This is a genomic window from Streptomyces sp. PL-25, assembly GCF_058344915.1.
Map to the genome: position 1 here is coordinate 1,082,739 of NZ_CP136997.1, position 25,575 is coordinate 1,108,313.

The 25,575-nt window shown below is 74.9% G+C and carries 16 protein-coding genes; 5 read left to right on the forward strand and 11 right to left on the reverse strand.

The window, feature by feature from the left end:
- Positions 1-26 precede the first annotated feature (26 nt).
- Positions 27-1,334: an MFS transporter gene (locus R4Z62_RS04765; RefSeq protein ID WP_491519204.1), complete on the reverse strand. Its 1,308-nt coding sequence runs from the start codon at positions 1,332-1,334 to the stop codon at positions 27-29.
- 56 nt (positions 1,335-1,390) lie between these two features.
- Between R4Z62_RS04765 and R4Z62_RS04770 the strand changes: the two genes are divergently transcribed.
- On the forward strand, positions 1,391-2,710 hold the full coding sequence (locus R4Z62_RS04770) for an aminotransferase class I/II-fold pyridoxal phosphate-dependent enzyme (protein ID WP_382847243.1): 1,320 nt from the start codon (positions 1,391-1,393) through the stop codon (positions 2,708-2,710).
- 122 nt (positions 2,711-2,832) lie between these two features.
- On the opposite strand, the gene R4Z62_RS04775 is transcribed toward R4Z62_RS04770, so the two are convergent.
- Positions 2,833-4,800: an acetoacetate--CoA ligase gene (locus R4Z62_RS04775; protein WP_385503018.1), complete on the reverse strand. Its 1,968-nt coding sequence runs from the start codon at positions 4,798-4,800 to the stop codon at positions 2,833-2,835.
- Between the two features lie 213 nt (positions 4,801-5,013).
- Between R4Z62_RS04775 and R4Z62_RS04780 the strand changes: the two genes are divergently transcribed.
- Complete coding sequence (locus tag R4Z62_RS04780) at positions 5,014-7,374, forward strand: glycoside hydrolase family 31 protein (RefSeq protein ID WP_491519205.1); 2,361 nt, start codon at positions 5,014-5,016, stop codon at positions 7,372-7,374.
- 108 nt (positions 7,375-7,482) lie between these two features.
- Here R4Z62_RS04780 and R4Z62_RS04785 read toward each other — a convergent pair whose 3' ends face one another.
- Both R4Z62_RS04785 and R4Z62_RS04790 read right to left on the reverse strand, forming a co-directional pair.
- A complete protein-coding gene (locus tag R4Z62_RS04785; protein ID WP_491519206.1) occupies positions 7,483-8,019 on the reverse strand; it encodes an NUDIX domain-containing protein in 537 nt (178 codons plus the stop codon).
- Between the two features lie 37 nt (positions 8,020-8,056).
- Positions 8,057-8,905, reverse strand: a complete 849-nt coding sequence (locus R4Z62_RS04790; RefSeq protein WP_491519207.1) for a M15 family metallopeptidase — start codon at positions 8,903-8,905, stop codon at positions 8,057-8,059.
- Positions 8,906-9,061: 156 nt separating this feature from the next.
- On the opposite strand from R4Z62_RS04790, the gene R4Z62_RS04795 reads away from it, so the two are divergent.
- Both R4Z62_RS04795 and glpK read left to right on the forward strand, forming a co-directional pair.
- Positions 9,062-10,675, forward strand: a complete 1,614-nt coding sequence (locus R4Z62_RS04795) for a GGDEF domain-containing protein (RefSeq protein ID WP_491521841.1) — start codon at positions 9,062-9,064, stop codon at positions 10,673-10,675.
- 259 nt (positions 10,676-10,934) lie between these two features.
- A complete protein-coding gene (gene glpK / locus R4Z62_RS04800; RefSeq protein WP_064531557.1) occupies positions 10,935-12,461 on the forward strand; it encodes a glycerol kinase GlpK in 1,527 nt (508 codons plus the stop codon).
- A 70-nt stretch (positions 12,462-12,531) separates the two neighbouring features.
- Here glpK and R4Z62_RS04805 read toward each other — a convergent pair whose 3' ends face one another.
- The 4 genes from R4Z62_RS04805 to R4Z62_RS04820 form a co-directional block, all read right to left on the reverse strand.
- Positions 12,532-13,137 carry a GTP-binding protein gene (locus R4Z62_RS04805; protein ID WP_064531558.1) on the reverse strand — a complete coding sequence of 202 codons (606 nt, stop codon included), beginning with the start codon at positions 13,135-13,137 and terminating at the stop codon, positions 12,532-12,534.
- Positions 13,138-13,201: 64 nt separating this feature from the next.
- A complete protein-coding gene (locus tag R4Z62_RS04810; RefSeq protein WP_064531559.1) occupies positions 13,202-13,597 on the reverse strand; it encodes a DUF742 domain-containing protein in 396 nt (131 codons plus the stop codon).
- A gap of 9 nt (positions 13,598-13,606) precedes the next feature.
- Positions 13,607-14,041, reverse strand: coding sequence for a roadblock/LC7 domain-containing protein (locus R4Z62_RS04815; RefSeq protein ID WP_018570131.1), 435 nt, complete (start codon positions 14,039-14,041; stop codon positions 13,607-13,609).
- Positions 14,038-17,049: a nitrate- and nitrite sensing domain-containing protein gene (locus R4Z62_RS04820; protein ID WP_491519208.1), complete on the reverse strand. Its 3,012-nt coding sequence runs from the start codon at positions 17,047-17,049 to the stop codon at positions 14,038-14,040. The genes R4Z62_RS04815 and R4Z62_RS04820 overlap by 4 nt, the downstream gene beginning before the upstream one ends.
- 418 nt (positions 17,050-17,467) lie before the next feature.
- On the opposite strand from R4Z62_RS04820, the gene R4Z62_RS04825 reads away from it, so the two are divergent.
- Positions 17,468-18,037 carry a hypothetical protein gene (locus tag R4Z62_RS04825; protein ID WP_491519209.1) on the forward strand — a complete coding sequence of 190 codons (570 nt, stop codon included), beginning with the start codon at positions 17,468-17,470 and terminating at the stop codon, positions 18,035-18,037.
- A gap of 87 nt (positions 18,038-18,124) precedes the next feature.
- On the opposite strand, the gene R4Z62_RS04830 is transcribed toward R4Z62_RS04825, so the two are convergent.
- From R4Z62_RS04830 to R4Z62_RS04840, 3 genes are all read right to left on the reverse strand, one after another.
- The gene (locus R4Z62_RS04830) at positions 18,125-22,777 is read right to left on the reverse strand and encodes a hypothetical protein (RefSeq protein WP_491519210.1); all 4,653 of its coding nucleotides are present in this window, start codon (positions 22,775-22,777) and stop codon (positions 18,125-18,127) included.
- A gap of 189 nt (positions 22,778-22,966) precedes the next feature.
- Positions 22,967-23,860 carry a hypothetical protein gene (locus R4Z62_RS04835; RefSeq protein ID WP_491519211.1) on the reverse strand — a complete coding sequence of 298 codons (894 nt, stop codon included), beginning with the start codon at positions 23,858-23,860 and terminating at the stop codon, positions 22,967-22,969.
- A gap of 102 nt (positions 23,861-23,962) precedes the next feature.
- Positions 23,963-25,489: a hypothetical protein gene (locus R4Z62_RS04840; RefSeq protein ID WP_491519212.1), complete on the reverse strand. Its 1,527-nt coding sequence runs from the start codon at positions 25,487-25,489 to the stop codon at positions 23,963-23,965.
- Positions 25,490-25,575 lie beyond the last annotated feature (86 nt).

A 25,575-nucleotide genomic window follows, 5' to 3' on the forward strand; every position in this document is an offset into this window, starting at 1 on the left:
ATGGTGTGCCGTGTGTGCACGGTCGATCAATGCTCACTCACCGTAACCGGGGGCACTGACAACGGGGGCCGGCTGAGGCGGTCGCGGACGGTGCGGTGCTGGATGACGCAGGTCAGGGCGATGCCGCCGCCGAAGACGGCCCATCCGGCGGGGCCGGTGGCGAGGGCCGCGGTGACGGCGAGGGGGCCGATGGTGCGCTGGGCGGCCTGGGCCAGTCCGTGGACGCCGAGGTAGGTGCCCTGGGCCGCGCCGGGGGCGAGGGCGACGGACAGTTCCCAGGAGACGGTGGCGTGGAGCATCTCGGCGAGAGTGAAGGCCACGGCGGCGCCGGTGAGGAGCGCGACGGCCGTGAAAGTGCCGCCGGCCGTGGAGAGGGCGAGGGCGGTGCCGCCGAGGGCGTAGGCGACCGAGAGCGGGAGCAGGAGGGTGCGGGCCGCGGCGGTGGTGGCACCGAAGCGTGCCAGGGGGACCTGGAGGGCGACGACCATGACGTTGTTGAGGACCATCAGCAGGGGGGCGAGGCCGTGCGGGACGTCGCTGCTGTGGGCGATGCACAGGGGGAGGCCGACCTTGAAGACCGCGTCGTCGAGGAAGAGGACGGTCTCGGTGGCGACGTAGGCGAGGTAGGTGCGGTCCCGCCACGGGGTGGCGGGCGGGGCGGTGGGGGCCGGGGCGCCGGAGGGGGTGACGGTGCGGGAGGGCGAGGGGGGTTCGCCGCAGCGCAGGGTGAGCAGTGCGACGGCGGCGAAGGAGAGGCCGTCGCCGAGGAGCAGCCACCGGTAGGCGGCGGTGGTGCCGACGGCGAGGGCGCCCGCGGCGGCGAGGCCGCCCAGGGCCCAGCCCGCGTTGGCCGCGGTGCGGTTGAGGGCCTGGTAGCGGACGCGGTCGGGGCCTGAGACGCGGGTGGCGTAGAGCTTGGTGAGGATGCTGGCGGCGCGGTCGCCGAGGCCGCAGAGGGCGGAGAAGGCGAGCAGCAGGGCGTAGTCGTCCGTGGTGAGCAGCCCCAGGGAGGCCACGGCGCGCAGGAGTTGCAGTGCGATGAGGACACGGGTGAGCGGGAACCGGTCGGCGAGGCGGCCGCCGAGGGGGGCGCCGGCGATGCCGACGGCTCCGGCGAGGGCGGCGAGGGTGCCGACCTGGGCGAGGGAGAGTCCGGAGACGTAGGTGAAGTAGAGGACGGAGACGGAGGCCCACAGTCCGCTGCCGGTGCGGTCGACGAGGGCGACGAGGAGCATGCGGCGGCCGTCGGGGCCGCCGGGTACGCGTGGGCGTCCCGTCCTGGTGGCCGGTGTGGTGCCGCTGCCCTTGGTTCTCGTGCCGCGAGTGATGCGCACTGCTCCCCCTTGCCGGAAACTTGCCTGAAATTATGTATTGATACATAATGATCAACGTGGCAGTACATTATGCGATCAGTGGGGCGACGGCCAAGGCGATTGCCGCGTCGGTGGAACGCGGGGTCTCCGAGGGGGCGTTGGCGCCGGGCGCGGCGCTGCCGCCGGTGCGGCGGCTCGCGGACGAACTGGCGGTGAGCCCGGGGACGGTGGCGACGGCGTACAAGGAGCTGCGCGGGCGGGGCATCGTGGTGACCCGCGGCCGGGGCGGGACCGTGGTGGCGCCCGCCCCCGCGGTGGCCTCACGCCGGCCGCCGAAGGTCCCGCGAGGGCTGCGCGATCTGGCGGGCGGGCATCCGGATCCCGCCTTCCTGCCCGCTCCGGCGCCGCCGTCCCGGCTGGCGCCCGGTGCGCGCTCGCACCGCTCGACACCCCGGCTGCCCCGGCTGGAGGACGCGGCGCGCGACTGGCTCGGCGCGGACGGGATGCCGGTGGAGCACGTGACCTTCGCGCACGGCGCGCTGGATCTGGTGGGCCGGCTGCTCTCCGTGGAGCTGCGCCCCGGCGACGCGGTGGCGATGGAGGATCCGGGCTATCACCACCTGCTCGACCTCGTGACCGCCTTGGGGCTGCGCAGCGTGCCGGTGGCGGTGGACGACGAGGGGATGCGGCCCGAGGCCCTGCGGCGGGCGCTGCGGGCCGGTGCGCGCGCCGTGGTGTGCAGTCCGCGCGGGCAGAACCCGTACGGCGGGTGCTTCTCGGCCGAGCGGCGCGCGGCGCTCGCCGATGTGCTGCGCGAGGAGCCGGACGTCCTGGTCCTGGAGAACGACCACGCGTCGGCGGTGGCGGACGTACCGCTGCACGCCCTCGGCTCCGCCGGTCTGTCCCGGTGGGTGCATGTGCGGACGGTGAGCAAGTTCCTCGGGGCGGACCTGCGCTGTGCGGTGGCGGCGTGCGACGCCGTCACCCTGGCGCGGCACGACGGGCGTCTGCTGCTGACCTCGGGCTGGGTCAGCCATCTGCTCCAGGAGACGGTGCACGGGCTGCTGACCGACGAGGACACGCGTGCGCTGGTGTCCCGCGCGCGCGGGACGTACGCCGTGCGCCGCGGCGCCCTGCTCGGGGAGCTGGCGGCCCGGGGCATCGCGGCCCACGGGGCGAGCGGGATGAACGTGTGGGTACCGGTGGCCGACGAGTCGGCGGTGGTGAACGGGCTGCGGTCCCACGGCTGGTGGGTCGCGGCGGGTGCCAGATTCCGGCTGGCGTCACCGCCGGGGGTGCGGATCTCCGTGGCCGGACTGGAACCCGCGGACGCGGCCCGGCTGGCCTCCGACTTCGCCGCGGTGCTGGGCGAGTCGGAGGCCACCTACGGCGGCTGACCGGCGGGCGGCGGACTCGGCCCCGTCCGGGCCGGGCCGGGTCCGCCGGGCCGGGCCGGGTCCGCCGGGCCGGGCCGGGTCCGCCGGGCCGGGCCGGGTCCGCCGGGCCGGGCCCGGACGGGTCAGGCGCGCTTGCGGGCCAGTTCCTCGTAGAAGCGCAGCAGGCCGAGGTCGTCGACGGAGCCGGGGTTGACCGCCTTCTCCAGCGGGGTGCCCTGGAGCAGGCGTTTGACCGGGACCTCGATGCGCTTGCCGGTGAGGGTGTGCGGGACGCCGGGGACCGCGATGACCTCGTCGGGCACATGGCGCGGGGAGAGCTGTTCGCGGATGGTCCGCTTGATGCGGTCCAGCAGCGCGTCGTCCAGGACGGCTCCGGGGGCTAGCTGGACGAAGAGCGGCATCCAGTAGCCGCCGTCGGGCTGTTCGACGCCGATGACCAGGGACTCCCTGATCTCGGGGAGCCGCTCGACGGCCTCGTAGATGTCGGCGGACCCCATGCGCACGCCCTGGCGGTTGAGCGTGGAGTCGGAGCGGCCGTGGATGATCACGGAGCCGCGGGAGGTGAGGGTGATCCAGTCGCCGTGCCGCCATACGCCGGGGTACACGGCGAAGTAGCTGTCGTGGTAGCGGCTGCCGTCCGGGTCGTTCCAGAAGTGGAGCGGCATCGAGGGCATGGGGTTGGTGACGACCAGCTCGCCGACCTCGTCGACCAGGGGCCGCCCCTCCGGGTCCCAGGACCGGAGGTCGGTGCCGAGACAGGGGGCCTGGAGCTCGCCGATGTGGACGGGCAGGGTCGGCACGGCCCCGGCGAAGCAGGAGCAGACGTCGGTGCCGCCGCTGACGGAGGCGATCCACAGGTCGTCGCCGACCTCGTCGTGCAGCCAGCGGAACCCGTCGGGCGGGAGCGGGGACCCGGTGGTGGCGACGCACCGGATCCGGGACACGTCGTGGTCGCGCGCCGGGTGCACCCCCGCCTTGCGGCAGGCCATCACATAGGCGGCCGAGGTGCCGAAGAGGGTGGCCCCGGTGCGCTCGGCGATGCGCCACTGGGCACCCGTGTCGGGGTACCCCGGGCTGCCGTCGTACAGGACGATCGTCGTCCCGGTCAGCAGGCCGGAGACGAGGAAGTTCCACATCATCCAGCCGGTGGACGTGTACCAGAAGAAGCGGTCCCCGGAGCCCAGGTCGCAGTGCAGGCCGAGCTGCTTGAGGTGCTCGACGAGGATGCCGCCCTGGGACTGCACGATGGCCTTGGGCAGGCCCGTGGTGCCCGAGGAGTACAGCACCCACAGCGGATGGTCGAAGGGCACCTGTTCGAAGACGGGTTCTACGTCGGCCGAGGTCAGGTCGGACCAGGCGAGGGTGCCCTCCGGTGCGGCGCTGCCCAGCAGGGGGATGTGCACCACGGCGCGCAGGGTGGGCAGTTCGCGGCGCAGTTCGGCGACGACGTCGCCGCGGTCGTGCTCCTTGCCGCCGTAGCGGTAGCCGTCGACGGTGAACAGCACGACCGGTTCGACCTGCTGGAAGCGGTCGAGGACGCTGCGGGCGCCGAAGTCGGGGGCGCAGGAGGTCCAGACGGCGCCGACCGCGGCGGTGGCGAGCAGGGCGACGACGGCCTCGGGGATGTTCGGGAGATAGCCGCTGACCCGGTCCCCCGGGCGTACGCCGAGGGCGCGCAGCTCGGCGGCGAGCGAGCCGACCTGGCGGCGCAGCTCGGACCAGGTCACCGGGCGCGGTTCATGGGTCTCGTCCACCTGGAGGAGGGCGGGCTCGTCCGCGCGGGTGGCCGCTGCGCGCAGGGCGTGCTCGGCGTAGTTCACGGTGGCGCCGGGGAACCACTGCGCCCCGGGCATCGTGCGGTCGCCCAGCACGCGCGCGTAGGGGGTGCCGAAGCGGACGTCGAACCACTCGGTGACGGCCCGCCAGAAGCTCTCCAGGTGGTCGACGGACCAGCGGTGCAGGGCCGGGTAGCCGCCCTCGGCGGGCGCTCCGTGGTGTGCGGCGGCCCACGCCTGGAACCGCGTGATCTGGGCCTGGGCGATCCGCTGCGGATCGGGCTGCCAGAGCGGCAGGGGATTCACGGTCGACATGGGCGGCTCCCGGACTCTGCGCGTCGTGTGCGTCGGTCCGCGCACGTGCTGGGGTGTGCGCGTGACGCGGCTGACACGGACGATGCCATGTGATCGACTTCCGCACCAGGGTTGGCCCCACATAGTCCCTGTCGTGAAGATGTGGCCCGAGCCTGGGTGAACGGCAGTTGAACGACACCTCCGCGCGGCGCCGTCAATGGCAGGGTGATCAGCATGAACGGTCGTGACCTGGTGCGTTCGGTGAAGGCGGTCGGCTCCGCGGGGGCGGCCCAGGGGGTGCGCACCGTACGGGCCGCCTGGCGCCGGCGGCGTGCCGACGCCGAGGGCCTGCCCCCGCGGGGCGCGGAGCGGGCGCGGGTGCCCGGTGAGGTGCTGGACGCGCTGCCCGGCCCGGGGGGCGGTGTGGTGCGGTTCAGCCGCTCGGAGCTGCGCCTGCTCGTCGCGGCGAACGGAGCGGTCTTCTGGGGCTGGGACGGGGCCGCTCCCCTGCCGTCGTACGCCCTGGCCGGGCAGGGCCCCGAGCCCGACCCGCGGGCGGTGCTGGAGCCGGACAAGGACGGCGGCTGGCGGGTGGTGGCCGAGCGGGTCACCGTCACCGTCTCGCGGCACGGGGCCGTGGAGGTGTGCACGCCCGGCGGTGTGCCGTTGCGCCGCGATCTGCCGCCCCGCTGGTGGGAGCCGGTCGGCGGCGGGACGGCGCGCTGGATGCAGCGGTCCCGGGTGACGGCGGACGCGCGGTTCTTCGGCCTGGGCGCGCGGGCGTCCGGGCCGCGGCTGCGCGACGGCGCCTACCGCCTGTGGAACACCGATCCCGGCCGCCCGTTCGGGCCCGGCGACGATCCGCTGTACCTCACGATGCCGGTGCAGCTGGTCGTCGCGGACGCGGGCACCCACCTGGTGTTCCACGACAACTCCTGGGACGGGACGGTCGTCCTGCGCGAGGGCGAGGAGGGCGCCGGTTCGGGGCACGACCGGCCCGGCGCGAGCGAGCTGCGGATGGACGGCGGTCCGCTGCGCTGCTGGGTGATCGTCGGCACTCCCGCGCGCGTGCTGCACACCTGGGCCTCGCTCACCGGTGCGGCCGCGCTGCCGCCCGCGTGGGCGCTCGGCCACCAGCACGCGCGGTGGGGCTTCGGCAGCGAACAGGAGGTGCGCCGGATCGTCGCGGGCTACCAGGAGCGCGGTCTCCCGCTGGACGCCGTACACCTGGACATCGACCACCTGGACGCGCACCGGGTGTTCACCGTCGACCAGGAGCGCTTCCCCAAGCTGCCCGTGCTCGCGGAGGAGCTGCGCCGCGACGGGATCCGGCTGGTGTCGATCGTCGACCCGGGGGTGCGCGCCACGCCGGGTGACGCCGTGTACGACTCGGGGACGACGCAGGACGCCTTCGTACGGGACGCGTCGGGGGGCGTCGTACGGGGTGTGGTGTGGCCCGGCGAGACGGTCTTCCCGGACTTCACGCACGCGCGCGTGCGCGCGTGGTGGGGCGGGCTGTACCGGGAGCGGCTGGCCCAGGGCTTCTCCGGTTTCTGGCACGACATGAACGAGCCGACGTCCTTCGCGGCCTTCGGCGAGACCACGCTGCCGCGGTCGGCGCGGCACGCGCTGGAGGGCCGGGGCGGCGACCACCGCGAGGCGCACAACGTGTACGGGCTGTGCATGGCGCAGGCCGGGTACGAGGGCGTGCGCGCCGCGGTGCCCGGGGAGCGGCCGTTCGTGTTCTCGCGTTCGGGCTGGGCCGGGCTGCAGCGCTACGGCGGGACCTGGTCGGGGGACGTGGCCACGGGCTGGCCCGGACTGCGGGCGTCGCTGTCGCTGGTGCTGGGTCTTGGCCTGTGCGGCGTGCCCTACTCGGGGCCGGACGTGGGCGGCTTCGACGGCAGTCCCTCGCCCGAGCTGTACCTGCGCTGGTTCCAGCTCGCCGCGTATCTGCCGCTGTTCCGGACGCACGCGAGCCTGCGGGCGGGGCGGCGGGAGCCGTGGGAGTTCGGTCCCGAGGTGCTGGAGCACGCGCGCGCGGCGCTGCTGGAGCGGCGCCGGCTGCTGCCGTACTTCGTCACGCTGGCGCATCTGGCCCGGCGCACGGGCGCGCCGTACGTGCGCCCGGTGTGGTGGAACACCCCGGAGGACCGGGCACTGCGGGACTGCGGGGACGCCTTCCTGCTGGGCGACGCGCTGCTGGTGGCGCCGGTGCTGCTGCCCGGCGCGGAGCGGCGGACGGTGCGGCTGCCGCGGGGCCGCTGGTACGACACGGCGACCGGGCGGGCGTACGAGGGGCCGGGGAAGGCGGTCGTGGAGGCGCCGCTGGGGCGGATCCCGGTGCTCGCGCGCGCGGGTGCCGTGCTCCCGGTGCGGGGCGGGACGGACGAGGTCGAACTGGAGGTGTGGGCGCCCGCCCCCGGGCGTGGCGGGGGCGGGCTGGTGGTGCCGGACGCGGGCGACGGCTGGGACGAGCCCGCGATCGAGCGGTACTCCGTCCGCGGGCAGGGCCGGCGGGTGGTCGTGGAGCAGGAGCGGGAGGACGGTGCGGTGGCGCCGTCGCGTCCGGTGCGGGTGCGGGGGCTTGACTGAGCCGGACCTGGCCGGGCCGGACGGCGGGCCGGTGGCCGGGTCCGGCCCGGGGCGGGAGACGGGGCGGGAGACGGCTGGACTGAAGGGGACTGGACGGGGCTGGACGGGTCAGACGTAGCGGCCCTCGAACCAGGCCCGTGCCGCCAGGGTGTGCAGGGGGAAGGCCAGTTCCTCGGGCCTGCGCAGCAGGTGCCAGCCGGACGTCTCGTCGGTGGCGGCGGACTCCGGCAGTCCCTCGGCGGGGCGTTCGGGGAGCATGCCGAAGAGCAGGAGGTGGCCGTCGGGCGCGCTCATGGCGTCGGCGAGCCGTACGTCACGGGCGACGGCGTCGATGCCCGTCTCCTCCTTGAGTTCGCGCACGAGGGCCTGGCGCCAGTCCTCGCGGTCGTCGACGTAGCCGCCGGGCAGGGCCGTGCCGCCGCGCGCCGGGCCGATGGTGCGGGTGATCACGACCAGGGCGGTGCCCTTCGGGTCGTAGACGGGCTGGAGGGCCACCGCGACCGGCAGCGGGTTGCGGTAGGCCACGGCCCCGCAGGCCGGGCAGGTGCGGGGCCAGCCGGAGATGCCCTCTCCGTAGGGCTCTCCGCAGCCCGAACAGTGGGAATGGGGCACGGAGTTGACAGTCGGGTGTGGATTCTCGGACACGCGCGGACTGTATCCGATCCCAACCGGACGTCCTGCGTCAGGAGGGCTCGGCGCCCGTGCGCGGACCGCTGGTGAGCGAGGCCCGGGAGACGGGGAAGTCGAAGTAGGTGTCCGGATACGGTTCGGGCTGGTAGGTGAAGTGCCACCACTCCTCGGGGAGGTTCACGAGACCGACGTGCTCCAGGGTGTCCTTGAGCAGCATCCGGTGGGCGTGCCGGCGGCCCCGGATCCGGGGGTCGAGGGTGTGCGCGAGCGTGTCGAAGCAGTCGAAGCCCGTGCCCATGTCGAGGGAGTTGTCCGGGAAGCGCTCCTCGCGCGGTGCGTAGCAGGGCGTCAGGGGCCGGGCGGGATCGTACGGAGGGGTCGGCCGGACCGGGAGCGGGACGACGGTGAGGTCCGTGGTCGAGCCGCGGCTGTGGCCGGACTTGGCCGCGATGTAGCCGTCGTCGAACAGGCGGGTCTTGTCGACGCGCGGGTAGAACTCGCCCTTCATGGACTGGTCGTCGAGGGCGCGGGCCCAGCGCACGAAGTGGTCGACGGCGCGCTGCGGCCGGTAACAGTCGTACACCTTGAGGGTGTAGCCCCGGCGCAGCAGCCGGCGCTGGGCGCGGTGCAGGGCCTGGGCGGCGGGGCGGGTGAGGAGGCACATCGGCCGGCGGTAGCCGTCGACGGGCTCGCCCATGAAGTTGTGCGGGGTGAAGTAGCGCATCTCCTGGAGGATCGTCGGGTCGATGTCGCTCAGGGCCACGAAGTCGGCGGGGGCCCGCGGGTCCAGGACGCTGCGGTTCCGGGGTGCGGCACCGGCCGTCGCGGAGGCGGCGGTCAGGGTCAGCAGGGCGGCGAGGGCGGTGACGGCGGCGCGGGCGGGCCGGGACAGTTGTGTCATGTCTCCTACATCTAGCGGGGCCCGGCCCGCCGGGGAAGCGGAACACCCGGAAGCCGCTCCGCCTACGGCGTACCGCCGACGGGTGACCTCGCGTGAACGTCTCATGAACGCGGCCCGCGCCGCCGCCCCCGGCGCCATCATGCTCCCGTGCATCCCATGCGTCCCTGGGCGGACTCGCTCCGCTTCGCCTTCCAGCCGGTGGTCAACCTCGCCACCGGAGGGGTCGCGGCCCTGGAGGTCCTGGCCCGGCCGGAGACCGGTGACGTGCTCGCCGAGGCGCTCCGCGACCCCGAGCTGGACGGCCGGCTGGCCGTGTCGGCGCTGCGCGCGGCGGCCCGCACGGAGACGCTGCTGCCCCTGCACATCAACGTGTTCGCCCGCACGCTCGCCGACCTCGGCGGCCTGTCCGCCCTGGGCGAGGCCGTGCGGCAAGCGGGCCGCCTGCCGTGGGAGGTCACGCTCGACGTCGTACCGCCGCGCCCGGCCCTGCTGGAGGCGGTGTCCGCCGTGCGGGAGCTGGGGTTCCGGATCGGCGCGGACGGTGTGGGGGACGGCGACATGCCGCTGCGGCTGCTCGTCGACCTCGCCCCCGACCTGGTGAAACTGGACTCCTCGCTGCTGTCCCGGCCTGCGGCGGTACGGGCCATGCGCACGCTGTGCGAGCAGTCGGGGGCGCTGCTGGCCGTCGAGGGCGTGGAGACCGAACGGCAATGCGCGCTCGCGGTGTCCTCCGGGGCCCAGTGGGCGCAGGGCGAGCTGTTCGCGCCGCCGGCCCGGCGGCCCGTGGCGGACGTGTACGTGCCGCCCCGCTCCCCCGCCCTCGCCCCGGCCGCGCCGGGCCCGGGACCGTCGCTGCGCCCCTTCCTGCGGCCCGCCGCGCTGCTGCCCGCGGATGTCCCGGCGGGCCGGGTGCGGGCGCTGCTCACCGGTGCGCCCGAGGTGACGGGCGTGCTGCTGGTGGACGGTCACGGGGTGCCGCTGCGGTCCGTGCACCGGTCCCGCTTCCTGCTGATGATGTCGGGGCGCTACGGTCACGCCCTGTACGCCGACCGTCCGGCCGCCCGGCTCGGCGATCCGCCGCGCACGGTGGACGTCGATGCGTCGGCCTGGGAGGTGCTGGACATGATCGCGCGCGGCACGCAGGAACGGATCTCCGACGACGTGGCGGTCGTCGACCGCCGCGGGCGGTGCGTGGGTGTCGTACGGCCGACGGACCTCGTACGGGCCCTGGCCGAGTCCCGGGTGGAGGAGGCGGCCGGGCTGAACCCGCTGACCCGGCTGCCCGGCTCGGACGCGATCACGTCGGAGGTGGACCGGCGGATCCGCTCCGGCCGGGCGTTCTCGCTGAGCTGGCTGGACATCGACCGCTTCAAGCAGGTCAACGACGGCGCCGGGTTCGCCGCCGGGGACGAGCTGATCCGGTCGGTCGGGCGGAGCCTGGAGCAGGCCGCGTCCGGGACCGCGCGCGTGGGACACATCGGCGGCGACGACTTCCTGCTGCTGGCGGACCCCGGAGCGCTCGATCCGCTGGCGGCCGCCGTGCTGGACCCGCCCTGGTCGGCGGGCGGGATGCCGGTCACCCTGTCCCTGGCCACGGTCGTCTGCGAGCCGGGAAGCGTGGCCGACCACCGGCAGGCAGCCGTCTGTCTGGCCCCGCTCAAGCGGGCGGCGAAGGCCCTGGAGGGCCCCAGCTGGGTCGTCGGCCGGGCGCCCCGGCCCGGCCACACGGTCCGCCGCGGGCGGGGGGCCACGGTGCCGCAGGCCGGTTGACAGCCCCGCCGGGAAGGCGGGACGGCGGGACGGTCGCGGCTGGACAGGGCGGTCGGGGGCGCGGGCGGGTGCCGGGGTACGCGCCGGGGCGCGGGTGAGGTCGCCGGGCGCGCGGTGGTCATCCCGAGCGGGTTCCGCCCCGCTGGGACACACTCGTACGAGTGAGGGCGCGGGGGCCGCAGCGGTCCCGTGCCCGGTCGTTCCTCCGGTGGGGTTCCGGCCGCGCGATCCGCCGGAACCGCGTCTCCAAGGGGTAGCCATGACGGACAACGCCGAGAAGTACGTGGCCGCAATCGACCAGGGCACCACGTCGAGCCGGTGCATCGTCTTCGACCGGCACGGTGCCATCGTCGCCGTCGACCAGCGCGAACACCGCCAGATCTTCCCCAAGCCGGGCTGGGTCGAGCACGACGCCACCGAGATCTGGGCGAAGGTGCAGGCGGTGGTCGAGGGCGCCACGGCCAGGGCGGGGCTGCGCGCCGGGCAGCTCAGCGCGCTGGGCATCACCAACCAGCGCGAGACGACCGTCCTGTGGGACCGTGCCACCGGCAAGCCCGTGCACAACGCGATCGTCTGGCAGGACACCCGTACCGCGGCGCTGTGCGACCGGCTGGGCGGCAGCGAGGGGCAGGACCGGTTCCGGGAGCAGACCGGGCTTCCGCTGGCCAGCTACTTCTCCGGTCCCAAGGCGGCCTGGCTGCTGGACAACGTGCCCGGCCTGCGCGACCGCGCCGAGCGCGGGGAGATCGCCTTCGGCACGATCGACTCCTGGCTCATCTGGAACCTGACCGGCGGCACGGACGGCGGCCGGCACGTCACGGACGTCACCAACGCGGGCCGCACCATGCTGATGAACCTGGAGACCCTCCAGTGGGATCCGGCCATCCTGGCGGCCATGAACGTCCCCGAGGCGATCCTCCCGGAGATCCGCTCCTCGTCCGAGGTGTACGGCACCGCGGTCGGCCATCTGGCGGGCGTGCCGGTGGCCTCGGCCCTGGGCGACCAGCAGGCCGCCGTGTTCGGGCAGGCCTGCTACGACGTGGGCGACGCGAAGAACACCTACGGCACCGGCAGCTTCCTGCTGCTGAACACCGGCAACCGGCCCGTGCCGTCCAAGAACGGGCTGCTCACCACCATGGGCTACAAGATCGGCGACGAGGCACCGGTCTACTGCCTGGAGGGCGCCATCGCGATCACGGGCGCGCTGGTGCAGTGGTTCCGCGACCAGCTCGGCATCATCGGCACCGCCGACGACATCGAGCCGCTGGCGGCCGGTGTCGAGGACAACGGCGGCGCGTACATCGTGCCCGCGTTCTCCGGTCTGTTCGCGCCCTACTGGCGCGCGGACGCGCGGGGCGTGGTCACCGGCCTGACGCGGTACGTCACCAAGGCGCATCTGGCGCGCGCCGTGCTGGAGGCGACCAGTTGGCAGACCCGCGAGGTGGTGGACGCCATGTACCAGGACTCCGGGGTGCGCCTGACGGCCCTGAAGGTGGACGGCGGGATGACGAAGAACAATCTGCTGATGCAGCACCAGGCGGACGTGCTCGGCGTGCCGGTGATCCGGCCCAGGGTCTCCGAGACGACCTGTCTGGGCGCCGCCTACGCGGCCGGGCTCGCCACCGGTGTGTGGAGCGACCTGGACGAGCTGAAGTCGCACTGGCAGAAGGACGCCGAGTGGACGCCCTCCATGGAGGACCGGGTGCGGGAGCGCGAGTACCACAACTGGCGCAAAGCGGTGGAGAAGAGCTTCGGCTGGCTGGAGGACGGCGACGACGACGCGTGACCGCCGGCGCCGTGCGTCCGGCACGCGCGCGTGCGGGACATCCGCGACGCACGCGCGCGTGGACGCGGCCTCAGCCGGGGACGGCCCTGCGGCGGGCCGCGGTGTACGCCATGGCGTGCTGGACGACGCCGATCAGGGTCTCCTTGGCCGACTCGCGCTCGCGGGCGTCGCACAGCAGCAGGGGGACGCCGTCGTCCAGGTCGAGCGCGTCCCTGACGGTACGCGCCGGGTAACGGGCGGCCCCCTCGAAGCAGTTGACGGCGACGACGAACGGGATGGCCCGCCGTTCGAAGTAGTCGACGGCGGCGAAGCAGTCCTCCAGGCGGCGGGTGTCGGCGAGCACGACCGCGCCGAGCGCGCCCTCGGACAGCTCGTCCCACATGAACCAGAACCGTTCCTGCCCGGGGGTGCCGAACAGGTAGAGCACCAGGTCCTCGCGGAGCGTGATCCGGCCGAAGTCCATGGCCACCGTGGTGGTGTGCTTGCCCTCCACCCCGCTGACGTCGTCGACCGGGCGGCCCGCCTCGGTGAGCAGTTCCTCGGTGCGCAGCGGCCTGATCTCGCTGACCGCGCCGACGAGGGTCGTCTTGCCCACGCCGAAGCCGCCGGCCACCAGGATCTTGAGCGTGAGGGGCTCGACGGGCGGCTTGCCGCGCTCGGAACGCCCGAAGATCATCGAATTCTTCTCCTGCTCGGCATGGGTTTCTTCTCCGGCCTGGGCCGGCCGGCCGCCGGGGCGCTCACAGCGCCCGCAGGCCGTTGATCACATCACGCAGCACACTCTCGTCCGGCAGCTCGGCCGGGGGCACCGGCCGGCTCACATGGACGTACTCCTGGTCCACGAGGTCTCCGATCAGGACGCGCACCACGCCGATGGCGAGGTCGAGTTCCGCGGCGAGTTCGGCGACCGACTGCGGGGTGCGGCGGCACAGCTCGACGATGTCCACGTGCTCCGGGGAGAGCGAGTGGTCCGCCTCCGCGTCGTCCACGTGCGGTTCGGTGACGACGACCGCGATCAGGTCGAGGCGGTGCTGTGCCGCGTGGCTGGTACGGCCCCGCGTCATGGCGTACGGGCGGACCACGGGTCCGGCCTCGTCGTCGAACCAGGGGCTGGGTGCCTGGCCGTCTCCGTTCATGTCATCCCACTACCCGCCGGCCGGCAGGTCGGTGCGCGGGGCGGCGCCCAGGTGCTCCCCGACCCGCTTGACCAGGAGGGTCATCTCGTAGGCGACCTGGCCGATGTCGGCGTCCGCGTCGGCCAGCACGGCGAGACAGCTGCCGTCACCCGCGGCGGTCACGAACAGGTACGCGTCGTCCAGTTCGACGAGCGTCTGCCGGACGCTGCCCGCCTCGAAGTGCCGGCCCACGCCCTTGGCGAGGCTGTGGAAGCCGGAGGCCACGGCCGCCAGGTGCTCGCTGTCCTCGCGGGTCAGGTCCTTGGACACCCCGGTCGCCAGGCCGTCCCCGGAGAGCACGACGGCCTTGCGGATGCTCGCGACCCGGTCCACGAGGTCGTCGAGGAGCCAGTTCAGTTCCTTCTTGCCGGTGGCGGTGTGGCCGGTCGCCTTCGGTGCGGTCATCGACCGTCCCCCTTAGTCGTTCGTGGTGCGGTGCTGCCGTCGTGGGCGTCGTCACCCACGGCGTTCTCCTCGCGGCCGCGCCGCCAGCCGCGCTGGAGCGCGGCCATCCGGTCGCGTACCTCGTCGGCGTCCCGTTCGTCCGGTTCGGCCCGGGTCCCGGTGCGCGGCGCGGGAGTCTGTCTGAGCTGGGGGGCCAGGCTCGCCTGCCGGACGCGGCGGGGCAGCGCCCCGGCGCCGGCGGGCGGTCCGTCCGGGCCCCCGGTCCCGCCGGCCCCCTCGGGTCCCCCGGGCCGCCCGGTCGCGGCGGTGCGGGGGGCGTCCGCGGCGTCACCTGTGACGTCTGCGTCCGCTGTGGCTGCCGTGCCCGGTGTGGCCGTGGTCGCCGGTGCGGCCGGTATGGCCGTCGTCGCTTCGATGGCGTCCGTGCCGTCGGCGCCGTCCCGGTCGCCGGGGGCGAGGGCGGCGCGGCGGGCGCGCTGCGGAAGGGCGGGAGGCCGCCCGCCCTCCCCGCTCGCGCCCATCGGCGACCGCGGAGTGTCCTGCCCGCCGCGTGGGCCCGGCTCGGTGCCGCGCGGCGGCGGTGTGCCACCGCGGCGACGGGTCGGCAGTCCGGCGGCGGCCTCGGGCTCGGCGCGGCCGGTCCGCGCGGTGTCCTGCCGGTCCGCGCCGTCGCGGCGGGGCCGCGCCTCGGTCACCGGGCGGCCGTGGGAGCTGACCAGTTTGGGCGTGCGGCGCCGGGTGAGCGGCACCGGGCCGTCCGGGGTCTCGTCGCCGGGTGCACGGTCCGCCGTGCCGCGCGGACCGGTGCCCGCCCGGGGGCCGGTCTGCTGGCGCGCGGCGGCCTCGTCCGGCTGCGGCCGGGACGCGGACCGGGGCCGGAACAGCCCGCCGCGCTCGCTGTCCTCGTCGCCGAGGGCGCCGGGGAACTCCTCGAACCCCGCGATGGCGTCCAGGTCGACGGGCGCCTCCAGTTCCACCGGCCCGTCCAGCAGCGACACGGGCAGGCCCGGGAGCGGGACGGGGTTCTGGGAGAGGACGGCCCTGCGGTTCTCCTCGCGGTCGGCGGCCTTGGCGGCGGGCCGGTCGAGGCGGAAGCCGATGCCGTTGGTGTCGGGGACCTCGTCGGTCAGCAGCGCGTCCGGGATGAAGACCACCGCCGTGGTGCCGCCGTACGGCGACGGCTGGAGGGACACGCGGACGTTCTGCCGCTGGGCGAGCCGGCTGATCACGAAGAGCCCGAGCCGGTCGGTGTCCGACAGTTCGAACTCGGGGGTCTCGGCGAGCCGCAGGTTGGCGTCCAGCAGCGCTTCGGCGGACATGCCCAGGCCGCGGTCGTGGATCTCCAGGGTGAACCCGTTGGCGACCCGCTCCCCGACGACCTGCACGGCGGTGTGCGGCGGGGAGAACACCGTGGCGTTCTCCAGCAGTTCGGCGACGAGGTGGGTGAGGTCGGCGACGGCGGGGCCGGTGAGGGCGACCCTGGGCAGCCTGCGGACCTCGATGCGCTCGTAGTCCTCGACCTCGGCGACGGAGGCGCGGACGACGTCCATCAGCTGCACCGGCTTGCGCCACTGCCGCGACGGGGCCGCCCCGGAGAGGATCACCAGGCCCTCGGCGTGGCGGCGCATCCGGGTGGTCAGGTGGTCGAGGCGGAACAGGTCGGCGAGTTCCTCGGTGTCCTCGGTCCGGCGCTCCATGGTGTCCAGGAGGGTGAGCTGCTTGTGCAGCAGGACCTGGCTGCGGCGGGCGAGGTTGACGAAGACCTCGGAGACGCCGGCGCGGAGTTCGGCCTGCTTCACGGCGGCTTCCACCGCGGCCCGCTGGAGGGTGTTGAGGGCCTGGCCGACCTCGCCGATCTCGTTCTTGTCGTACTCCAGGCGGGGCGCCTCGGTCTCCACGTCGACCTGCTCGCCCGCCGACAGCCGGCGCATCACGCCGGGCAGGCGGACACCGGACGCCTCATGGGCCTCCAGCCGCAACTGGCGCAGGTCCCGGACGAGTCCGCGGCCGATGCGCACGGAGAGGTAGAGCGAGAAGAGCAGCGCGAGCAGTCCGAGGACACCGGCGACGGCGGCCTGGAGGATGACGCTCATGGCGACCGGTCCTACCCGGTCCTCGAAGCGGTCGTCGGCGCGGTCGCCGATGGTGCCGAGGTCGGCGAGCGCGTTCGCCGCGGCGCCGTCCCAGCTCTTGGCGCTCACCCCGTGCGGCGTGCCGGACGTGGTGGCGGCGGCCGCCTGTTCGGCCGTGCGCAGCGGGGCGGAGGCGGCGTTCACCCAGAAGCGCTGGTAGCGGCTCCGTTCGGCGGCGGGCAGCAGCGGCAGGTTCACTTCGTACAGCAGGGACCGCTGGGCGACGAGGGCCGAGACGCTGCGGGCCTCGTCGCGGGTGACGGTGCCGACGACCAGGGAGGATCCGAGCAGCGCGTCCTCGCGGGAGAGGAGTTCGCGGGCGCGGTCGAGGTCGACCAGGGCGCGGTACTGCTTGTCCAGTTCGGCGTCGTCCACGACCCGGAGCCCGGCGAGCAGGCCGAAGCAGGGGTCGACCAGGCGGTTGTAGAGGTCGAGGGCCTGGCCGCGGCGCACGGTGCCGTCCTCGACGCTGCGGCGCAGGGAGTCGAGTCCGTCCAGGGCGTCCAGTACGGCGGTCAGCCGTCCGTCGTCGCCGGTGCCGAGCGCGCCGCGGACGTCGCCGTCGTTCGCGTTGCGGCGGAGTTCGCCGACGGCGCGGTCGGTGGCGGTCCGGCTGCGCCGCAGCGCGGCGAGTCCGTCGGCGGCGCGCGGGTCGGCGAGGTGGACGAGGGTCTGGCGGCGTTCCTGCTGGAGGACGCGGACCGTGTCCTCGGTGGGGTAGACGACCTTCTCCACCACGGTCGACGAGTCGAAGAGCCGGCCGGCCTGCCGTCCGGTGATCACCGTGGCGAAGGCCCAGACGGCCGTCAGCGAGAGCAGCGGCACGAGAAGGAGCGCCACGATCTTCCGGCGGATGGACTTCCCGCGAAAGCGCATGGCCTCCCCCAGCTCGACCCCCTCCGTCAGGGGGTACACATGTGCGTCAACAAACGGCGCGAGCCTACTACCGACACACAGGTAACTCGAAGAGGCGGCCGGAGGACGAACGTCCGCATCAGCGGCACCAGGGGGCGAGTTGTCCGGGCATTGCGGGAGATGACGGCCCGGAACACGAAACTGACAGGCCATCGGAACAGGCCGGGCGCCCCGGTCGGTTGGCCGAGATCATTCCCTTTCCGGGAATCTTCAGGACGTGCCGTTCGTCCTACTCCATGAGGCATGGGGCGGAATCGGCCACTGGGGCCGCGTCGCGCACCTGTGCGGCGTAGAACAGCGCAAGCCGGGCAGCCAATGGGGAGCCGGTTCTTCGGGCACCGGGGCGAGCGGTCTGCTGGCGGTGGGGAGTGACAGGTTGATGGGCACGGCGGGGCGGCGCGCGGAGGCGGCCGACAGTGCTGCGGCGCGCGGGGCAGGGGCGGGGCGGGCGGCCTGGGAGGCATCCGATCGGGACATTCCGGCGGCCCGGGGCGAGCGGCACCGCGACGGCGGGCGAGTGGGCGCTGCGTACGGGGGCGGGCCGGAGCAGCGGTCGGTGTACAAGCCGTTGTGGATCGAGGAGCCCGCGCGGCGGCGCAGGATGCCGGACCCGGTGCGCGAGGCGGCCGTGCGCGCGGTGCTGATCATCGCGCTCACCCTCATCCAGGCCGTGGTGGCGTTCCTGTGCACCCTGGCCGGGTCCTGGCTGGCCTTTCCCATGGTCATCAGCGGTGTGGCCAGCACGGTCGTGGCCACCTGGGCCGCGCTGGACGTCTGGGTGACCCGCCAGGTGTGGAAGCAGCGCAACGGCGTCGTCTCCACGCCGAGCAGCACCGCGCGGGCCCTCAGGCGCGAGCGGCGCCGCGCCCGGCGGGAGGCGCGGGCCGCGGAGCGCGCCCAGGAGCGCATACGCCGCCAGGGCGGCACGGGGCGGCTCTCGCACCCGTAGCGGCCGTGCCGCACCTCTGGTGGCCGTGGCGCACCCCGAAGGCTCCCGTGCCCCGGGGTGCGCCACGAGTCCGGCCGGTCGGGCCCGTCAGGCCGGGCGGCGGTACATCCGCGTCGCCGTGATCTCGCTGTGCGCGGTCTCGTCGCCCGTGGGCTGCTCGGGCAGGCCGGGCCGCAGATGCTCCTCCACGCTGATGTACTTCAGCCCGGCGCGCAGGTCGGCGTCGTTGCGCAGCCGGATCACCAGCGGGAACTCGGCGAGCGCGGTCGTGTCGAACAGGCCGGTGGTGTAGAGGAGCTGCACCCCGAGCGCGTCCGAGACGGCCCGCTGGAGCTCCAGCAGATAGGTGGCGTTGGCGCGGCCGATGGGGTTGTCCAGGAACAGGGTGCCCGCGTGGCGGTGCTTGTCGCGGCCGCGGTCGTTGGAGCGCAGCGCCGCCATCGTGCAGTACAGGGCGATGGCCGCGGTGAGCAGCTGGCCGCCGGAGAAGACGTCGCCCATCTGCCCGACGGGGACCCGCTCGGCGCGCAGCACGGCGTCCGGCTTGAGGATCTCCACGGCGATGCCCTTGGGGCGGAGCGCGGCGGCCACCCCGCGCAGCAGCAGGGACATGCCGTCGCGGCGCAGGTCGGAGTTCTTCTTCACGGCGGCGCGGGTCGCCTCGTCGATGACCTCGCCGAGCCGCTCGGTGAGGGTGGCCTGGTCGGGTTCCTCGAAGCGGATGCGCAGGAACTCCTGCCCGGACCACTCGCCGAGCCCTTCCGGCAGGCGGGACAGGCGCTGGGCGGAGCGGAGCGTGGCCAGCGCCGACTCCACCAGGCCGCGCAGCCGGTCCACGATCGAGTCGCGGTTGCGCTCCAGCTGGGCCAGTTCGTCGGTGAGGACGCGCAGCCGGGGCGCGAAGGCCTCGGCCCACTTCTGGGCGTGCTCGGGCAGGGCGGCGGCGGGCAGTTCGCGGATCTGCTGCCGGGCGGGGGTGCGGACCTGCTCGTAGCGGCTGGAGTTGGCGTGCCGGACCAGGATGTCACTCGCCTCGCGCACGGCGGACTCGGCGGCGGACAGGTCGGCGGCGCAGCCGCGCAGCGAGCGGCGCGCCTCGGCCGCCGCCTGCCGGGCCTCCTCCGGGCTGCCGGGGTACGGCTCCGGCTCCTCCTGCTCCTCGTCGCCGCTCTGCTCGCGCAGCAGGTCGCGGAGCATGGCGGCGATCTCGTCGAAGCCGCCGGCCGCGTCCTCGGCGGCGCGGTGGGACTCCAGCAGCTCGCCGTGCGCCTCGCGGGCGCCGGCCAGTTCGCCGGTGTGCGTGGCGAGTTCGCCGGTGGCGGTGCGCAGCAGGGCCTGGGCGTGCTCGGCGTCGCGCGGGAGCAGGTCCTCGGGCAGCTCGGTGTGGGTCTCGCCGTCCTCGGGTGCGAGGCGTTCGGCCTCGCCGCGCAGCCGCCCGAGCTGCTCGCTCGCGGACGACATACGGGTCTCCAGGAGCTGCACCAGTTCCTCCGCGCGGGCTGCGGCGGCCTGCCGGGAGGGCCCGTCGGAGCCGTCGGGTGACTGGAGGAGCTGTTCCGCGCGGGTGCGGACCTTGTTGCTGAGCCGGTCCAGTTCGGCGCGGGCCGCGCTCTCGTCGCTCTCGGCGCGGGCCTGTTCGGCGCGCAGGTCGGCGCCGACGCCCACCTTCTCGTACACCTGGGAGGCGGCGCGGTACGCCTCGCGCAGCGCGGGCAGGGACGCCTTCGGCGTGTCGTCGTCGCTCTCGGGCACGTCGTCGGGGGCGCCGGCGATCTCGGAGCGCTCGGCGCGCAGCGCGCGGGCGGTGCGGCGGGCGTCGTCGGCGGCGCGCTGGGCGGCCCGGCGGTCCTCGTCGGCGGCGCGGGCGCGGTCCAGGCAGCTCTGGGCGCGGGCCTCCGCCTCGGCGCTCTCGTCGGCCAGTTCGCGGAGTCTCGCCTGCCAGCCCGCGCGTTCGCGCAGCCGGAAGGCGAGCCCGGCGAGGGCGTCGGCGGCGCGCCGGGCCCTCTGGGCGCTCTCCTGGCGCTCGTCGCGCACACGGGTGGCCTCGGCGGCGCTCTCCTCGGCCTCCGCGCGGGCGGTCCGCGCCTCGGTCAGCTCGGCCTCGGCCTCCTCGGCGAAGGCGCGGGCCCGCTCGGCCGCCGCGGTCAGTTCGGCCAGCCGCCCGGCGGGGCAGCCGGTGCGCCAGGAGGCGAGCCGGGCCGCCAGTTCGCGGTCCTTGCCGAGCCGGGCGGCGAGCCGGCGGATCTCCTCGTCCCGTTCGGTCGCCCGCGCGCGCAGTGCCTGCCGTTCCTCGTCGGCGGCGTGTTCGTCGTGCATGGCGGGGTTCGGCGGGACCAGGAAGACGCCGGTGGCGGTGTCGTCGGCGGCCGGGGTGGGGGCGAGCAGGGCGGCGGCGGTGCCGACGGCGACGGCGGAGCGGGGCAGCAGCGCCGCGTCGGCGAGGGCGTCGCGGGCGCGGGCGTGGGTGTCCGGGTCGGTGATGATCACGCCGTCGACCAGCTCGGGCCGGGCGGCCAGGACGCGCGCGTGGTCGGCGGGGTCGACGGCCTGGGCGAGGTAGCGCCAGCCGGGCAGGGCCGGGATGCCGTGCTCGCCGAGGTACTCGACGGTGGCCAGGACGTCGGGGCCGGGCGGCAGCAAGCCGCCGTCGCCGAGCGCGCCGAGGATCCGGGAGTCGTCGGCGGCGGCGGTGCGCAGGTCGAACAGCTGCCGCTCGGCGGTGGCGACAGCCTCGTCGAGCAGGCCGCGCAGGTCGTCGGCGCAGCGGTCCAGGTCCTCGGGGCCGAGGGGACCGTCGGCGGGGTGCGGGGGCTCGCCCGCGGCTGTGCCCGCCGGGCCTGCCGCGTCGTCGGGGCCGGTGCGCGGGCCGGGGACACCGACGCGCGCGGGCGGGGCGGCGGGCAGGCTCAGCAGCTCGGCGAGACGGGGCTCGGCGGCGAGGGCCTCGGCGGTCCGCCGTTCGGCGTCGTGGGCCCGCCCCGCGGCGGCCGCCGCGTCGGCGGCGCGGGCGGCGGTGAGCTCCGCGCGGGACTCCGCCGAGGCGGCCTCGCGGGCGTGTTCGGTGGCCTTGCGGGCGACCTCGCGGGCCTCGTCCCAGGCCGCCACGGCGGTCTTCTCGGCGTCGCTGGCGGCGAGGGCGGCACGGGCCGGGTCGGCGTCGGGGGCGCTGTCGTCGAGCCAGCCCGCGCGGACGGCCTCGGCGGTCTCCTGCTCGACCTCGCTGAGCCGCTGGCGCAGGTGGCCGGTCTCGCTGCGGGCGCGCTGCGCCTCGGTGGCGGCGGCGGTCGCGTCACGGTGGGCCGCCTCGCCGGTCTCCTGGAGCCGGGCGGACCGCTCCTCGCCCTCGTTGGCGAGGGCCTCGGCGCTCTGCGCCGCCGCGTGCAGGGCCCGTACGAGGTCGACGGCGGCCTTGGCGCGGGCGGCCAGGGCGGGGGCCGCGTCCCGTTCGGCCTCCTGGATGGCGGCGGAGACGCGGGTGACGCGGTCGGCGGCGGCGCGGTGGCGCAGCACGGCCTCGGCGGCCTGCCAGGCGGAGTGCAGGGTGCGGGCGTCGGCCAGTTCACGCTTCTGCGCGGCGGCGGTCTTCTCGGCGGCGGCCAGGGCCAGCGAGGCGTGCCGGTAGGCGAGTTCGGCGGCGATCAGCGCGCTGCGCTCGCGGGCGCCCTCGCGGTGGGTGACGGCGTAGGCGGCGGCGGTGACGCGCTGGGCGAGGTCGGCGGCGCGCAGCCGCTCCCGGACGGCGCGGGCCGAGAGCCGGCGGGCCAGGGTGCGGGTGCGGCGCTCGGCTGCGGTGTGGATCTCACGCGCGCGGGTACGGGCCTGGGCGGCGTCGACGATCCGGCCGAGGAGGTCCACCGAGCCTGCGGTGAAGTCGCGTTCGGCGATGAGTTCGGCGCGGCGGCCCAGCTTGTTGCCGAAGCCGCTGACGAGGTCGGCGAGTCCGTCGGTGTCGCGGGTGTCGGTGACGGCGCGCAGCAGCAGGTCGGTGAAGTCGGAGTCCTTCTTCACCGCGAACAGTCCGGCGGCCTCGCCCTCGTCGGCGTTCATCTCGCGCTGGTAGCGGAAGAGTTCGGGGTCCAGGCCGAGGTCGCCGAGGTGTTCGATCCAGCGGTCGTGGATCTCCTCCCAGTGGACCTCCAGATGCGGGTACGCCTTGCCCGCCTCGGTGAGAGCGTCGCGGAAGCCCTTCATGGTGCGGCGCCTGCCCTGGGCTCCGGAGGTCCCCTCGGCGGAGGGCCGCACGGAGGTGGCCTCGGCGACGGGGAGGTTGTCCAGGGTGAGGCCGGGTCCGGGCCGGAAGGAGTACCAGGCCTCGGCGAACCTGCGCGGGTCGTTGGAGACCTGGCGGCCGCGCCACTCGCTGACCTTGCCCACGACGACGCACTCGCCGGTCAGCACGTGCTGCCACTCCAGCGCGACATGCCCGCAGTCGTCGGCGAGCAGGAACTTGCGCAGGACGCCTGAGCTGGCGCCGCCCAGGGTGTTGCGGTGGCCGGGCAGCATCACGGAGAAGATCAGCTTGAGCAGGACCGACTTTCCGCCGCCGTTCTCCAGGAAGAGCACGCCCGCGGGTGCGGGGCGGCGCGGCGGGCCGACCGGCTCCTCCTCGAAGAACTCCGCCTGCGTGGGCGCGGGGTCGGGCACCGGCTCGCCCACTCCTCGCAGGTCGAGCACGGTGTCGGCGTAGCGCGCACCGGCCGGACCGATGGAGTAGAGGCGGACCCGGGACAGCTCGTACATGGCGGACTCTCGTCAGTCTTCTGGCAGTTCGGGGGTGGTGGTGCGGGGTGGTGGTGCGGGCTGGTGGTGCGGGAGCAGCGCCGGTCCGATGCCGGATCGGCGCCGGCCGCCGTGTTGTTCAGGGCCGTGTCGTTCAGTGCCGACTTGTTCTGTGTGGTCTTGTTCTGTGTGGTCTTGTTCTGTGCTGGTTCATGGCTGGGCGGGGCTGTGGAAGGGCAGTCCGGCGTCGGCCACCAGTTCCAGGTCGTCGGTGTCCTCGGCGGGCAGCAGGCTGGGTGTGCCGTCGGTGACCGGGACGACGCCGAGGTCGAGCAGTTCGGCCAGGGCGGCGGCGCCCGCCATGTCGCGCACCTGGAGCTGGTAGCGGGCGGTGGTGCGGTAGGTGCCGCCGCTCTCGTCGCCGGTGCGCTGGAGGAACCCGGAGTCGGTGAGGAACGCCAGCGCCTTGGCGACGATGCCGGTGGTGGAGGCGGCGGGGCGGCGGGCGTCCTTGGTGGCGCCGGTGGCGCTGCGCCGGGCCCAGATCCGCCACGCGGCCTCAAGACCGGGCGCGTCGGTGACGGGATCGGTGTTCTCCCCCTGTTCCTCGGCACGCTCCTCCAGGCGGCGGCAGGCCTGGCGGACGAAGGCGTCGACGCCGTTGACCGTGACCCGCCCGATGTAGGCGTCGTCGGCCAGGTCCTCGGGGCGCGGGAAGGCGAGGGCGGCCACGGCGAGGTGGGCGAGGCCGTGCAGGAAGCGGTCGCCGGAGTCGGCGGCGGTCCGCCGGGCGTAGTCGCCCATGCGGACGGCGAACACCGAGTCCTCGGCGGCGGTCACCGCCATGCCCGCGCGCGGGGACACCTCCAAGACAACCAGTCCGAGTCCGGCGGCCACGGCGTCCGCGAGGCGGGCGAAGGCCGGGTCCTCGCGGTGGCGGCGGAGCAGATCGGCGTACTCCTGGTCGCGGGCGGGCTGGAGCTTGGGCTGCAGGCCGAAGGCGACGAGCCGGGCCGCGTCGGCGGCGTCGGCGGGGGTGACGGCGCCGGAGGGCGGCGGGGCGGGGGTGGTCTCCGCCTCGCTCCACTCGACGTGCTCGCTCACGGCTGGGCTCCTTGTCGATGTCGGCACCGGCGGCACCGGCGTCGCTGGTGGTACTGGCGGCAGCGGTGCCGCGGGGGTCGCGGTGGGCGCCGTCGTGCGCGCTCATGCTGCTTCCGTCCGGTCCGCGGCCATCCCGGCGGCGTCCAGCAGCGCCGTCCCGACGATGAGGTCGGCGCCGCCGAACTCGGGGTCGTCCAGTGCGGTGCCGTCGTCCACGGCGAAGAGCAGCTTCTGCTCGCCCTGGCGGTAGGCGGTGCCGACCGGCGGGCTGGCCGCGTGCACGGCCAGCAGCGCGACCAGGTAGGGCAGGTCGGCGTCCGTGCGGCGGGCCTCGGCCAGCAGCCCGGACAGGCGGCGCGGGGCGTCGGCGGGCAGGTCGAGCAGGTCCATCGCGGCGGCGAGCTGCTCCTCGCTGAACCGGCTGTCGTCCGGGGTGGCGATCAGATCGGGCTCGGGCATCTCGGCGCCCAGGTGCTCGCGCTCCACGGGCGGGGTGAGCAGGATGTCGACGAGGTCGGCGACGCGGACCGAGACCGGCGTGCGCAGTCCGGTGCCGTGCGCGAAGAAGGCGTCCGTGACACGCAGGGCGCTCTCCAGCGGCAGCGGGAGCGTGGGCGCGAGCAGATGTCCGTAGAGGTCGGTCCCGGAGGTGGTCAGCGGGGTGGCGAAGGCCTGCCGGTCCTGCTCGGCGCGGAAGAGCGGGCCCGCCTCCAGCAGCCGGGACTGGAGCTGGGTGTGGCGGCGGATGCAGTCCTTGACGATGTCGACGAGTTCGGCGGCGCGCCGCTTGTGCTCGGGCTCCTCGGTCTCGTCGCGGGCCTTGCGGATGTTGGTCAGGATCGCGTTCTCGTGGCGGTAGCGGTCGGCGACGTGGTCGAGGGCCTCGGCGATCATGTCCGGCACAGCGCTGAGCCAGTCCACCGCGCGGACGTTGCGCCGGGTGGCGTCGAGGGCGCGGCGCAGGGTCTCGGAGTACTGCACGGTCCGGTAGCGGGCCTGTTCGGCGGCGAGCTGGGCGTCGGCGAGCCGGCCGCGGCTGATGAGTACTTCGAGCTTGACCTCGGCGGCGATCTGGGCGCTGGTGACGTCGGTGTCCAGCGCGCCGACCAGGACGTTGACCGCCTCGTCCGTGGTGCGCAGATAGACGCTGCCGCCGGGGCCGGGGACCTCCTCGATCAGCTTGAAGTCGTAGTCCCGGCGGACGTAGGTGCCGTCCTGCGCGAAGGTGCCGTAGACGGCGCGGAAGCCTCGGTCGGCGCTGCCGACGTTGATCAGGTTCTCCAGGACCCAGCGGGCCACCCGCTCGTGCTCGGCGGCGGGGCGGCGCGGGGCCTGGGCGGCGACGCGCGGGACGAGCCGGGCGACGATCTGGTCGTGGTCGGCGCCGGTGTCGAAGTCCATGTTGAGCGTGACGAGGTCGATGGCGGCGAGGGCGACCTCGGCCATGCCGTACACCGAGTACTCCCCCGCCAGGTTCGCCTTGCGGGTGTCGAGGTCGTGCAGCGGCGCGGTGCAGGCGAGCGCGCGCAGCCGCCGCGCCAGTCCCTCGTCGGCGGCCGGGCCCGGTGCGGGGCGCGGCCCCGCGCTGAACTGGGGCGGAACGCTGTCCGTCGGTGCAGGCGAAGTCACGGTGCACAGACTAGGTCCTCGGTCTGACATCGTCCCAAACGGCGCAGACGCACCCCGGCGCGCGGCCCTCGCCCGCCGTCCGGGAC